Below are 12,917 nucleotides of genomic sequence, written 5' to 3' on the forward strand. Positions count from 1 at the left end.
GCTGGGGGCTAGGGGGCTGCTAGGCGTGAGGTTCCATCGCTGCTTCCCCGTAGGTTAAGATGTTACTTTACGCCTACCTTCTCCTTGTGCAGCTGCCATCGCAATGATTCTAGGAATTGACCTCGGAACGACCAACTCGCTTTGTGCAGTTTTCGAGGAAAGCGGCCCGCGGTTGGTGAAGAACTCGCTCGGCGAGGTGCTCACCCCTTCGGTCGTGGCGGTGCTCGACAATGATGTTAAGGAACCCGGTGCCGAAAAGAACCCAAGCGGGCAAGTCGTCGTTGGGGCTGCGGCGCGCGAGTTGCGGGTGACTCAGCCGGAGCGATGTGCCAGTTGCTTCAAGCGTTTGATGGGTAGCAAGGAGAAGGTATCAATCGCTGGGCAAGAGTTCACCGCTCCCGAGCTCTCCAGCTTTGTGTTGCGATCGCTAAAAGCCGACGCGGAGAACGATCTTGGCGAGGAAATTACCGAAGCGGTTATCACGGTTCCCGCGTACTTCAACGAACAGCAGCGCCGCGCCACGAAACTGGCTGGCGAGCTCGCCGGGTTGAAAGTGCGTCGCATCATCAACGAGCCGACTGCCGCGGCGCTGACCTATGGTTTCCACGATCGGCACGGGGAGAAGTACCTCTTGGTGGTTGACTTGGGGGGCGGCACGTTCGATGTCACGCTCATGGAAGTCTTCGAGGGCACCATCGAAATCGTTTCGACCGCCGGCGAGAGTTTCTTAGGTGGTGAAGACTTCACCGATCGACTCATGGCCGAGGTGCTTCAGCACCACGGCAAGCAGCTGGAACTAGCCGAACTTCAAGAGCCGTTGCTGGTCGCCCGCCTGCGGCAGTTGTGCGAAACGGCCAAGCGACAGCTGGCATCGCAGCAGGAAGTATCGATACGCGTGCCTGATGCAGCCGGCGAGTTAACCGAGGATGCCGTGCAGGTGAGCGTCACGCGTGAAGAATACGCGGAGATCGTGAAACCGCTGATGAAACGTATTGCCGGGCCTATCGGCAAAGCGCTGCGCGATGGGGATTGCCAGCCGGAGGGCATCGACGAGGTGATCTTGGTGGGCGGTGCGACACGTATGCCTGTCGTGCGGGAGTTTCTCCAGCAGTACTTAGAGCAAGAGCCGCTGGTCAAGTACAACCCGGACGAAGTCGTGTGCCTGGGAGCTGCTGTGCAGGCAGCGTTGATGGCGGACGATCGCGCGGTGGAAGACTTGGTGATGACCGATGTTTGTCCGCACACGCTGGGTGTGAACACGGTCAAGCAGCTGGGCACGCAGACCAAGGAGGGCTACTACACGCCAATCATCCACCGCAACACGACCATTCCTACTTCGCGGGAAGAGCGGTTCTCGACCGTTCAGCCCAACCAAACCCATGTGGTGGTGGAGGTGTATCAGGGGGAGCAGCGCCGCGTAGAAAATAACCTCAAGCTGGGTGAGCTGGCCGTGAAGGGCATACCACCCGGACCAGCTGGGCAAGAGATTTTCATTCGCTTCAGCTACGACGTGAGTGGGCTGATTGAGGTCGAGGCGTACGCCGCTGGTCGCGAGGAAAAGTTCCGCACTGTGCTCACTACCGAGGCGGGCGAGCTGACCGAGAGCGAAATTGCCGAAGCAATCGAGCGCATGCAGGGCTTGAAGTACTACCCCCGCGAGGACATGCAAAACCAACGTCTACTGCGCCTGGGTGAACGCCTGATGGGTGAGGTGAGTCCCTTCCATCGCGAGGAACTCGAAGTGGCCATTGATCATCTGGAAGCGAGCATGAACAGCGGAGATCGCGAGCAAGTGGAAGCGGCCCAGGAGCACCTGCGAATGGTCTTCTCCACGCTAGGGCTGAGTGAAGAGGACGAGTCCAGCGGCGACGACGAAGGTGCCTCGACATGAGCGAAGCGACAACAACGGCGCAACCGGGCGATGAGAAACTGCGGAAGTATCTGACCTTCATGCTGGGTGCGAACCCGCAAGTGGAGAGCGAGCGGATTGTCTCGCGACGCATGAAGGCGCTGAAGATTGCTGCAGAGATCGCACCCGAACTCAAGCAAGTGCAGGCCTTGCAAGAGGGTTTGCAAGAGACGCTTGCCAAGTTGGAAGAGTTGCGGAGGGGTGTCTGGACCGAGCCAGCTGAACGAATGCGAGGGGAGCTCTCGGCAATTGATATTGTGGCTCATCCGCATTTAGAGCCCGTGGTCGCTAGGCTGGGTACGCTCTTGAAGCATCGACAAGCGCTAGCGGCGGTAGCAGTGGGCAACGCGACTGCCGACACGGAGTTCATTACCCACTTTCGAGAAGTGTTGAGCGCCGCGCCGCAGTTGCGATCGGAGCTGCGCGAGCGAGCCGTATCTGCCTTCACTGATCGCAAACTCCGCAAAGCGGGCCGGCGAACACTCAAGAGGCTCCAGCAGGAGGTGCCCGAGATATGTGAGCTTGAGACGGAGTGGATTGCCAGTTTGAAGAAGCAGAAGACGAAGTGGTTTCAAGGCACGAGCAAGCCGTTATCACAGATGTTGGTAACCAGAGAAACATGGTTCGACAAGGCGGTCTATTATTTCTGGACCGCTGTGAAATGGATGTTCATGGCCTACATAATTTTCGTTATTTTAGGAGTCATCATTGCAATTATTACGGGTGCTAAGAAGTGAGTGAGCCACTCGAGCAATCCGAGAATGGGCCCTCCTGGGAGTCGCTACCTCACGACCCCGAGGCGTTCTTCGAGCTTCAGCCCGGTTTCGTGCGGCGCGACTTGAAGCGCAGCTACTCGAAGCTCATTCGCGTTTACAAGCCGGAGCGGCACCCTGAGCAGTTCCAACGAATTCGTGCTGCGTACGAGCAGTTAGATAGCCAGTTGCGTTATGGGAAAGCAGCCGCGAAACCACAAGCGGAGGACTGGGTGAGGCCGCGGGCTCAGCCGTCAGATGAAAGCAAGCAAGTCGAGTCGGTACCCAGTGATCCAGGAGATACACTCTCGCCCGCTCAGCGGCTAACATCGCGAGTACTCGCTGAATCGCCGAAAAAACTCTACGACGAAATCTCCGAGCGGGCGAACAAGTCGCCCTACGACTTCTACTCGTTAGCGGTGCTCTCTGATTTACTGAAGCCTCGTAAGCCTTTACGTTTTTCGCGATGGCTAGTGAAAGGCATTGCAGCGCACACGTTCGATCCCAGCCTGTTGCATTTGCTGCGTGAAGATCTGGCCCGGGCCGCGCCACTGGATGCGCTGCCCGAATTGCTCGTCCAGTGTGCCCAAGCAGTGCCGCGCGACGACTTCTACGCGCTTACCGAGCCTGCTTGGGAACGCCTACTGCGCGTGCTCCCCTTCGCACAGTTTATGAAGCTGCTGGAGAATTGCGAGCAGCACTTGCGTGATATTTCGATTGCCTATCGCGTGACCTTCATGATGCGCGTGCTGCGTTACGCCGTTTGGAGTGACAACAACGTCATGGAGCAGCAGGAGTGGATCGAAGCAGCGTTCCAGTTCGTGGAAGAGAATTTCCAATCGATTCCAGCCCAGTTGGAGATGGAGCTTGAACTGCTAGTCGCCGTGGGCAACTACGCGAAAGTCCGAGAGGATTTTCTCAACGGCAACCCACTTAGGGCGCAAATGGATGCTGCGCTTAAGAGCTACATGACCAGCGAGCAAGCCCTCAGCGATCAGGCTGTGCTCGAAGTGCAACTGGCAATGCTTGCCGATCCGCAGGCGGTGCTGGAAGCTATTCCGTCTGAGGAAGACCAGGCGGTCGTCGCGTTTTACAGTGCCTGGGCTTGGGCAACGGCGGATGTCGCGGATCGGTATGGTGCGAAGCAAGGAGAGGCAGATGCGAGATTGTGGTCTGACCGACTTTCCAGTGTGATAGAGAGTTGTCACGGTCGAGCAGCAAAGAATTCTGCAATGGTTGCTTATTCCATGCGAGCAATCGCTGTAACCATAGCAACTCAACTGGCCTGTATTATTGGGATCGTTGTCGTGGGATTCCTCATAGTTCTATCAGTAGATGCAATGGGTCCCAGTGCGCTTGAGGAGTACGGTGGGTGGCTTATGTTAGCAATGCTTGGAGTAGTTGTCGGTGGTGCAGTTTTTATGGTCCGCCTTCATCGCAAGCAGCATGCCAAGCGTCGAACCAGCTCAAGGAAGCAACGGCTGGATAGGTTCCTTTACTCGACAATCTATCGGCAAGATATCTTGGGATTTATCCAACATTCGCAAGTCTCTTTCTACGTAGTACGCGATTATCTCAGTAAAGAACGCTATTACGAGAAGCAGGAACATCTGGATGCGATGCGAATGGTCGTGAGAGACTTCGGCCTCGCGTTCTATTCCCTAGCTCTTCCTTTCCAGACTTAGCAATACCTTTTCAACAAACTCAAGCTCTCACCGCAAGCTGATGGGGTTTGCGAAGCTTGGTGATGGTTCCAATCGCAATCAACCCCCAGCGCAAAAAAGCAGCGGGCTGGAGAGACGGTTTCTCCAGCCCGCGTTATACGGCTGCCCCCCATTACAAGCGCAGGAACAAAAGACAGCCGTTGCACTCAAACGTCGTTCGCGTCGTTCTCATTGGAACTGGACGCGGGACGTTCTATTATCGAATCATGAAAGTTGAAAAGCCTCTCTCGAAACAAAGCCCTTCTCGAAACTACGTAGCTCCACTTGGAGATGCTCCTAGCTTCTTGATGCAGTTGCCGGTTGCTAAGCATCCGTGCAACACGACTTCGCATCGTTTACACCGTACAGTGTAATCAGTCCTAACAGTTTGTGCCTCTATTCGACAAAAAGTAACGGCTAAACGCAACTAAAAACTGTCGACTTCCCTCCCAATAATCCCAATAAACGGAAATCTCGGTCAGCAAAGGCATTCTGGCAGCTCAGCCACTGTTTCCGCACGGCACGGATCTCCCGATCAGGGAAAGTACCCCCTTTTTTGCCCAAAAAAAAACGGGTTTGAACGGTCTGACGCATAATTGACACTCGCCGGAACGGCAAAAAGAGCATCTAGGGCTCGCGTTTTCGTGACTAAATCGACGCGCGGTTCAGGTGGATACCCACAAAAAACCCGTCTATAATTTTTAGTCTTCAGTGCGGTCAACTTTGATGTTCCGAGCGTAGTTGTAGTGGGTATTCGAAGCAGTGTGTCCAAGCACTTGCTCTTGATGCCCTTACCTTTGCGAAGCAATACCAACGGAACCGCCAGGAGGCTGGAGGACCTCTCTCCAGCAGACAATGGTCACCCTCTGCTGGCGATGTCAATCAATAGGTTCCGAGTGCCGGATAACTTACATGCCAGCCAGCTAAGCCAGTATAATCAATACGAAAACCGTTGAACCAATACTAACTTTCAAATGTTAAGAACTGGAGAACTCCCCGCAATGATCAAACCCAACCCTTACAGATCTAGCTTCCGTGTTGCCTGCTGGGCGTGTGCCGTCGGCCTCACTTCCGCAGTCTTCGCTCTGGCTTTTACTCCCGTAGTCGAAGCCAAGGAGCCGGCTGCCTCGAAGACCCAAGCCAAGTCATTGTTCAACGGCAAGAATCTCAAAGGTTGGGTGAAGCGTGGCGGCGACGCCACCTATGCCATCGAGGGAGACGCCATTGTAGGTACCTCGGTCCCGAATACCCAAAACACCTTCTTGTGTACCGAGCTGACATACGGCGACTTCATGCTGGAAGTCGATTTCAAGGTCGACGATGGGCTGAATTCGGGGATTCAAATCCGCAGTAATGTGTTTGACGAAGTTAGGACGATTGAAGTGACCAACCAAGAAGGAAAAAAGCATAAGAAAAAGATCCCCGCCAATCGCGTCCATGGCTATCAAGTGGAGATCGATACTTCCGAGCGCAGTTGGTCGGCCGGCATCTACGACGAAGCACGTCGTGGCTGGCTCAACCAGCTTGATGGCCCCAAGAACAAGGCGGCACGCGAAGCATTCAAGCACAACGAGTGGAACCACTACAAGATTGTATGCCAGGGTGGTTCGATCAAGACCTGGATCAATGGTGTACCCGCTGCCGACTTGAAAGACAATCTCACGGCCAGGGGTTTCATCGCGCTGCAAGTACACAATATTCCCAATAAGGAACTTGCCGGCAAGAAAATCCGCTGGAAGAACATCATGCTGACGGATTTGTCGAAAGGTGATGGATCTGAGTAGAAGTCGGATTTTGGGAAGAAATAGCATGATGCGGAGCATCGTCGCTTGACCATGCCTGCCTACGAGAATACTGCGCCCCGCAGCCGGCTTTGTACTCGGCGGTAAGTGCTTTGCTGCGAACCTGTTGCGCCATTGATGCACAGCAGCCAGTGTGACTCCGTCGTGGGACGCAGCAGTTTTATTGGCTAAATACTGGCTTGGGCATTCCCCCGCCGTTACGATGGGAAGCCTTGTCGCAGTGTCTTTTTTCTCTAAGACGCTCAGGCCGCCGAAGTGAATTGCTGTCGAAATCTCTTCATCGAGAAAGTCCTGGGAGGGTCTAATGAATTCGAATCTACGGTTGCCTCTTCACAGCGGCGATCGGCAAGAGAGTCCACTTTCGTGCGCCCAAGTCTTGGGCGTCGCTTTGTTGGCATTAGCAGTTGTTGCGATGCCTGCGGGCGCGACGGTCGTAGTCCGATCGACTTCGGGAGTCCCAAGCTCTCTACCACCAGTTGATAGCCGAACACGTGCCATGCCTTTCGGTGGCTCGATTGAATTTCAGCTGCGCGCGCCAATCATAAGCCAATTACACGGTTTTGACATCGTGATCAATCCTGGTCCAGGCCTGCAAGCCAACGGCCCGGCTTTGGCTGCCTTCAATCGCGCCGCCCAAGCTTGGGAGTCTGTGATTTCGGATCCGATCACGGTAACCATTGATGCGGATCTTGCGCCGCTCGGACAAGGAGTCCTCGGCCAAGCCGGTTCAGTACTTCTAGTCGCTGACTACGATCTGATCCGTGGCCAAATGGTGTCGGATGCCTTAGACGAAACCGATGATGACATTACTGCACTTCTACCGACGGCAGCACTAGCGCAGTTTGATTTGCCTCCGGGATTCAATTTAGACGGCAACATTCTTGCTACGAAGGCGAACCTGAAAGCCCTGCAGTTCGACAGCAACTTCTTGGACACCACTTTTGGAGCAACCGACGCTACAATTACCTTTAGCGACAGCTTTAACTTCGATTTCGACAACAGCAACGGTGTCGCAGGATTTGATTTTGAGACGGTAGCCGTTCACGAGCTAGGCCACGCACTGGGGTTCATTTCTGCGGTGGACGATGTCGATTTCTTTCTTAGCCAAAATCAAACTTCGGACCTTATTGCACCATCGACTTTAGACCTCTATCGCTTTAAGAGTAGCGGCATCAACGACCCCACAAACTCTGTGGAGTTCACGACGTTCGCTCGTTCGTTGATCCCTGGTAGCGATGATTCGTTAGACCAGCTTATCGGAGTTTTCGGAGGCGACGTCGAAGCGAGAATGTCCACCGGTAGCTTTGCCGGTGATGGCGAGCAAGCGAGTCACTTCAAGGACGGTCTTGGCATAGGAATCATGGACCCTACGATCTCACCGGGAGTCGTGGTACCAATCGGCCCGAACGACTTGCGTGCGTTTGACTTGATTGGTTACGAGATCACTCAAGTGCCTGAACCGACCACGGCTTTGCTGATGGCACTAGGAGCGTGTGGAATACTCAGTCGTCGTCGGAGCTGATACACGAGGTAAGACTCGCGCAGTCATCCTGTCTTGCGACCCGAATCATGCAAAGAGCTCGTGAACCACGCGCGCTGGTTCGACGCCGGTGAGCTTCAGATCGAGGCCTTGGAAGCTTTTGGTGAAGCGCTCGTGGTCGATGCCAAAAGTGTGCAGCAGCGTCGCGTGAAAGTCGCGTACCGCCACGATGTTTTCTACCGACGCGTAACCGAGCTCATCGGTTTGCCCGTACGCCTGCCCCCCCTTGAGGCCCGCGCCGGCCATCCACAGGCTGAAGGCGTTGATGTGATGGTCGCGACCTGTGCCTTGCCCCATCGGCGTACGACCGAACTCGCCACCCCACACCACGAGCGTGTCTTCCAGCAAGCCGCGATCCTTCAAATCTCGGACGAGGGCGGCGCTGGCTTGGTCGGTTTGCTTCGCGCGGGCGGGCAGGTCTTTGGTGATGTTGCCGTGATGGTCCCAGCCACGGTGGTAGAGTTGCACGAAACGTACGCCCCGTTCGAGTAGCCGTCTGGTGAGCAAACAATTCGATGCGAACGAGCCATCGCCCGGATTCTCCACACCATACATTTCCCGAATATGTTGCGGTTCGTCGGACATGTCGGTGAGTTCAGGCACGGAAGTTTGCATTTTGAACGCCATCTCGTACTGCGCAATGCGCGTAGCGATTTCTGGATCGACGCGTTGCTCGTCCAGCATGCCATTGAGGCGGCTGACTTGGTCGATAAGTTGCCGCTGGGTTGATTGGCACACTCCGGCCGGGTTGCCGATGTAATGGACTGGATTACCACGGCTTTGAAAGCCGATGCCCTGGTACTTGCTAGGCAGGAAGCCAGCGCTCCATTGACGGGCGGAAATTGGTTGGCCGCCCCCAGAGGTCATTACCACATAGCCGGGCAGGTTTTGCGTCTCCGCGCCCAATCCATAGAGCAGCCAAGAACCCATGCAGGGTCTGCCCTTGATGATCGACCCGGTGTTCATGAAGGCATGGGCCGTGTCGTGGTTGATTTGCTCAGTCGTCATCGAGCGAACCACGCAGATTTCGTCGGCAATGCTACCGATGTGCGGGAAGAGCTCGGATACCTCCAAGCCCGACTTACCAAACCTCTGGAACTTGGCGAATGATCCGCGCGCCTTAAGCTCGGCTCCTTGTAGCTGGGCCAGTTGCTGGCCCTTGGTGAACGACGCGGGGAATGGCTGCCCATCGATGCGGTCAAGTTCAGGTTTGGGATCGAGCGTCTCCAGATGCGAGGGCCCGCCCGCCATGCAAAGATGCACCAGCCGCTTGGCCTTGGGCGGAAAATGCGGCAGCCCAGAGAGCGCAGGCCAGGGGTGCGGCGAAGCAGTCGGTCGACTGGCAGCGTGTGCGGCATTACCAGTGAGGCTTGCACCACCGAGTCCCTCACCGAACAGTGATGCCATCGCCAAGCCGCCGATGCCGGCAAAGGAATTGGCCAGGAACGTACGCCGGGCGATGTCATGTTGGGCAGTTTCGATCTTGTGGAGGTCGTTCATGGTAAATGGAAGGTCGAATGGGACGCGAGGGTGAATTCATGTCATTCCGAACGAGCGACAGCGACCGAGGAATCCAGTTGAAAGCAATGTTGGCTTGGACAACCAAACAGAGTTCAATCCGGATTACTCAGTCGTTCGACTCCTTTCGGAATGACAAAAAGTGCTCAATACCTTGTGATTACTTCGTGCATATTCAAAATTGCTCGACAGACTTGTGTCCAGGCGGCTTGTTGTGGTGCGGGAAGAGTGAGTTTGAGTCTCTTTAACCCGACTCCGTGCAGAGCTTCCGCCTCTTTGGGATTGGCTTGGTAATAATTAAGTTGTTGCTTGTAGAACCGGTGAAGCGTCTCATGCTCCTCGTCGCTCGGTGGACGGCTCAGTGCGAGGGTGAACGCCTGATCGAGCACTGCTGCAAAGTCGTTTGGCTTGGGAGCCTCGCGAAGCACGCGCCCGGCCATTGCCCGCGACGCTTCTACAAAGGTGGGATCGTTTAGAAGCGTGAGTGCTTGCTGCGGGCTGTTGGATTGCGTGCGGCCGGCAGTGCATTCGTCTCGAGCCACGGCGTCGAAGTTCGCGAGCATTGGGTGCAGGAATGTGCGCTGGACGTGCATGTAAACGCCACGGCGATATTGCTCATCGTTCTTAGCCGGTTGGTAGCTTCGCACGGGAAAATTCAAGTTCACGTAGTACCCTTCCGGCTGGTAGGGCATTACGCTCGGTCCGCCGATGACTTCGGCTTCCAGGAGGCCGGCTATGCTCAGCGCGTTGTCACGAATGATTTCCGCCGACATGCGACGGGCCGATTGTTGTGCGAGCAGGCGATTATACGGGTCGATTTCACTCAAGTCCGTGCGGAACGCAGCACGTTGCTGGTAGGTCCGACTAGTAACGATCAACCGTACGATGTGTTTTACGTCCCAAGGAGAGGCAAAATCGAGCCCGGGCACGTCCTGCCCACGGGCTAGGTTACTCCCTTCGCGAAATTCGCTCGCTAGCCAATCCAGCAGCGACGGATGGCTGGGCCACTCGCCCTGGTTGCCCAGATCGTCGAGTTTATTGGATAGCCCGGTGCCGAAGAATTGTGCCCAAAGGCGATTCACCATGTGGCGCGGAGCGACTGGGTTTTGGGGGGAAGTGATCCACTCTGCCAAGTCGAGTCGCGTGAGGCGCCGCTGGCTAGCGGCCTCGGGTTGCGGCAGAAAATGGGGCACCGCGGGCGTGAGCGGTTCGTGTGATTCATCCTGCCAGTTGCCCCGCGGTAGCACGCGACTCACGCGATACTTTTCCTTTGGCAAGGGCTGCGCGATAAGCGTGTGGGCGTAGCCGGCTCGGCATTCGATGATTTGTTCGCGATAGTGCTTTGCTACGGCGAATTGCTGGTCCGGCGGAGTGGTTGCGCGGTAGTGCGCAGAGAGTAGTGCCGCGCTTCCTGCCGGCGGCATAGATTCAGCCGTCAGGGCGCTCAGCACTTGCTTCCGGAGTGCAGGTCGCCCGGGGATCGCGTCTGCAAACGGGGTCACCGACAATCGCACTCGGCCTACTTCTGAACTAACGATTTTCACCACCAGTTTTTGCGTGTCGGTCAATTCCAACGGCTTGCTTAGATGGTAAACGGCCGTGTGCTTGAGTTTCGCTTCGTCCTTGGGTAGCTGCCAACGTTCGGGCCCGCTCTTCCAAGGTTTTTTCAGGTCGAGTGTGGCCGACGATGCGCCGTTCTTGTACCCGTGCGGTGCAGAACGATCTGCTTGGGCCCAGGCGATGCCCAGCGGAGTCGACTTGTCACCGTCGTGGACGCTTACAGAGAGCATGATATTGAATCGACCATTGTCGCCACGTCCAACATTGCCATTGTGCTTTTCGTCGGGAATCACCTCCAAACGGATGGCATTGATTGGCATTGGAGAACTTGTCTCGCCGGTAAGCGTGATGACATCCTTCTGCTGCACAGGGCCTTCTACGAGCACGCTGCCGTCGTCCAAGGATTGCGAACTGGTCTTCTCGCTGGCGGTTGCAGAATCGCTGACCGCTATTGGCAGATAGCCGTCGGGGTAGCTTCTGGCAAGTTCAGCCGCGTGGGACAACCATCGCTGGTACGTTTCCGTATCGTCGATCTCTTCCGAGACCTCTGCCGAAATGGCTATATCCGCTTTGTGCTGCAACCAATCGATTCGCACATTGAGCGATTCGCTCCGCAAACGTAGTTCGGGCGGGAAAGGATAGTCGTTGTTGAAGCCCTTCAGGTCGGCGTTTGGCGAATAGCCGTAATCGCTGTAGACGCCCCACTGTTGCAGGTCGTCGAAGAACGCGCCCAGTGCGTAGAAGTCCTTGGTGGCAAACGGATCAAACTTGTGATTGTGGCACTCACAACAACCGAGCGTCGAGCCGAGAAATGCCGTGCCGATCATTCGCACACGATCGGCAGCGTACTTAGCTAGGTATTCCTTGGGTTGCGCTCCGCCCTCGCGCGTCATCATGCCCAAACGCACCAGTCCCGTGGCGGCCAGTTGGCCGTCCGTGGGAGCTTCCAGCAAGTCGCCGGCGAGTTGCTCGCGTGTGAACTGGTCGTAGGGCATGTTTTCGTTGAAGGCGCGAATCACGTAGTCGCGATAGGAGAATACACGTTGGTTTTGATCGCCGTGAAAGCCAACCGTGTCGGCAAAGCGCACGATATCTAGCCAAGGTGCCGCCATGCGCTCGCCGAAGTGAGGCGAGGCGAGCAGTCGTTCAACCTGCTTCTGATAGGCGTCGGGCGATTCGTCTTTGAGGAACTCCCCCAATTCGTCGGGCGTGGGCGGCAGGCCGATCAGGTCGAGACTCAATCGTCGCAGCAGTTCTGACTTGGTGGCGACTGGCGAGGGTTCGATGCCTTCCGCTTCGAGACGCGCAAGAATGAAGCGGTCGATGGCGTTGCTGGGGAGATCCTCGTACTTGGCTAGTTCCGGCAATTCGGGACGCACCAAAGGAGCGTACGCCCAGTGTGTTTCATACTTCGCGCCTTGCTCGATCCATCGTCCGAACAGTGCCTTTTCACGCGGGGTGAGCTCGTGGCGGAACTCTGCAGGCGGCATACGCATGTCAGGATCTTCGTGCATGATCCGCGCGAAGACGGCTGATTGGCTCGTGTTGCCCGGCTTGATGGCTACCTCCTCGTCGGAAGAAGGGAGTATTCCGTAGGCGGCTTCGGCGCTGTCGAGACGCAACTCACTTGGGTTGTCCTCTTCGTCGGGACCGTGACAAGCGAAGCAAGTGTTCGACATGATCGGCCGAATGTGCGCATTGAACGTCACTTTCTCTGGCAACGTGAACGCAGCATCAGTGGCGGCATCGGCGTTTCCCGCGAAGAGCACCAGTAGCGTGAACGCGGTGACAAACAGGCAACCACTTTTTCTTTGTAGGAACATCAAAGCCTCTTCGGGATAATCGATGGAGAAAAGCTTGATCGCACGGAGGCTCGCCCTCTTCCCAGCAACCATTATGGCAGACCTACGCGAGCATGTCGTGTCGCACCGCGGGACCGTGTTCCAGTCCGATGCCCTGCTTTCAGCCCTTGCACGGGTTCTCGGCGGTGCTGCATAGTTGGTGCAATGGCGCGTCTAGCAATGGTCTTATGTCTATCAGGGAGGAATTCTTAGCAATTTTTTTCTGCAGACCAAGTCTTTGGTCAATTCGCAAGCCTGTATTTCGGACTCCTAGGGCAGCTTATGCGACGAA

Annotated in this window: 8 protein-coding genes; 6 read left to right on the plus strand and 2 right to left on the minus strand. The window is 56.1% G+C overall.

The annotated features are described in order from the left end of the window. The first annotated feature begins 103 nt into the window (after positions 1-103). From HG15A2_RS00055 to HG15A2_RS00075, 5 genes are all read left to right on the plus strand, one after another. Entirely contained in the window at positions 104-1,891 is a 1,788-nt protein-coding gene (locus tag HG15A2_RS00055; RefSeq protein ID WP_145056616.1) for an Hsp70 family protein, read from the plus strand. Continuing rightward, positions 1,888-2,646, plus strand: a complete 759-nt coding sequence (locus HG15A2_RS00060; RefSeq protein ID WP_145056618.1) for a hypothetical protein — start codon at positions 1,888-1,890, stop codon at positions 2,644-2,646. Before HG15A2_RS00055 ends, HG15A2_RS00060 begins: the two co-directional genes overlap by 4 nt. Next, complete coding sequence (locus HG15A2_RS00065) at positions 2,643-4,346, plus strand: J domain-containing protein (protein WP_145056620.1); 1,704 nt, start codon at positions 2,643-2,645, stop codon at positions 4,344-4,346. The genes HG15A2_RS00060 and HG15A2_RS00065 overlap by 4 nt, the downstream gene beginning before the upstream one ends. Positions 4,347-5,365: 1,019 nt before the next feature. Next, complete coding sequence (locus HG15A2_RS00070; protein ID WP_145056622.1) at positions 5,366-6,148, plus strand: 3-keto-disaccharide hydrolase; 783 nt, start codon at positions 5,366-5,368, stop codon at positions 6,146-6,148. 322 nt (positions 6,149-6,470) lie between these two features. Next, positions 6,471-7,688: an NF038122 family metalloprotease gene (locus HG15A2_RS00075; RefSeq protein ID WP_145056624.1), complete on the plus strand. Its 1,218-nt coding sequence runs from the start codon at positions 6,471-6,473 to the stop codon at positions 7,686-7,688. Between the two features lie 45 nt (positions 7,689-7,733). Here the strand turns inward: HG15A2_RS00075 and HG15A2_RS00080 are convergent, their stop codons facing one another. Together HG15A2_RS00080 and HG15A2_RS00085 are read right to left on the minus strand one after the other, a co-directional pair. Continuing rightward, a complete protein-coding gene (locus tag HG15A2_RS00080) occupies positions 7,734-9,206 on the minus strand; it encodes a DUF1501 domain-containing protein (protein WP_145056626.1) in 1,473 nt (490 codons plus the stop codon). Positions 9,207-9,370: 164 nt separating this feature from the next. Beyond that, positions 9,371-12,607, minus strand: a complete 3,237-nt coding sequence (locus HG15A2_RS00085; RefSeq protein ID WP_246117840.1) for a PSD1 and planctomycete cytochrome C domain-containing protein — start codon at positions 12,605-12,607, stop codon at positions 9,371-9,373. 22 nt (positions 12,608-12,629) lie between these two features. Here HG15A2_RS00085 and HG15A2_RS23680 point away from each other — a divergent pair, with 22 nt between their 5' ends. Next, a complete protein-coding gene (locus tag HG15A2_RS23680) occupies positions 12,630-12,782 on the plus strand; it encodes a hypothetical protein (protein WP_218932593.1) in 153 nt (50 codons plus the stop codon). Positions 12,783-12,917 lie beyond the last annotated feature (135 nt).

Origin of the sequence: Adhaeretor mobilis (genome assembly GCF_007741515.1) — a bacterium.
GTDB lineage: Bacteria > Planctomycetota > Planctomycetia > Pirellulales > Lacipirellulaceae > Adhaeretor > Adhaeretor mobilis.

What these genes read in the sequence shown, in the direction of transcription:
- HG15A2_RS00055 (WP_145056616.1), top strand. Translation starts at nt 104, where the DNA reads ATGATTCTAGGAATTGACCTCGGAACGACCAACTCGCTTTGTGCAGTT.
- HG15A2_RS00060 (WP_145056618.1), top strand. Translation starts at nt 1,888, where the DNA reads ATGAGCGAAGCGACAACAACGGCGCAACCGGGCGATGAGAAACTGCGG.
- HG15A2_RS00070 (WP_145056622.1), top strand. Translation starts at nt 5,366, where the DNA reads ATGATCAAACCCAACCCTTACAGATCTAGCTTCCGTGTTGCCTGCTGG.
- HG15A2_RS00075 (WP_145056624.1), top strand. Translation starts at nt 6,471, where the DNA reads ATGAATTCGAATCTACGGTTGCCTCTTCACAGCGGCGATCGGCAAGAG.
- HG15A2_RS00080 (WP_145056626.1), bottom strand. Translation starts at nt 9,206, where the DNA reads ATGAACGACCTCCACAAGATCGAAACTGCCCAACATGACATCGCCCGG.
- HG15A2_RS00085 (WP_246117840.1), bottom strand. Translation starts at nt 12,607, where the DNA reads ATGTTCCTACAAAGAAAAAGTGGTTGCCTGTTTGTCACCGCGTTCACG.
- HG15A2_RS23680 (WP_218932593.1), top strand. Translation starts at nt 12,630, where the DNA reads ATGGAGAAAAGCTTGATCGCACGGAGGCTCGCCCTCTTCCCAGCAACC.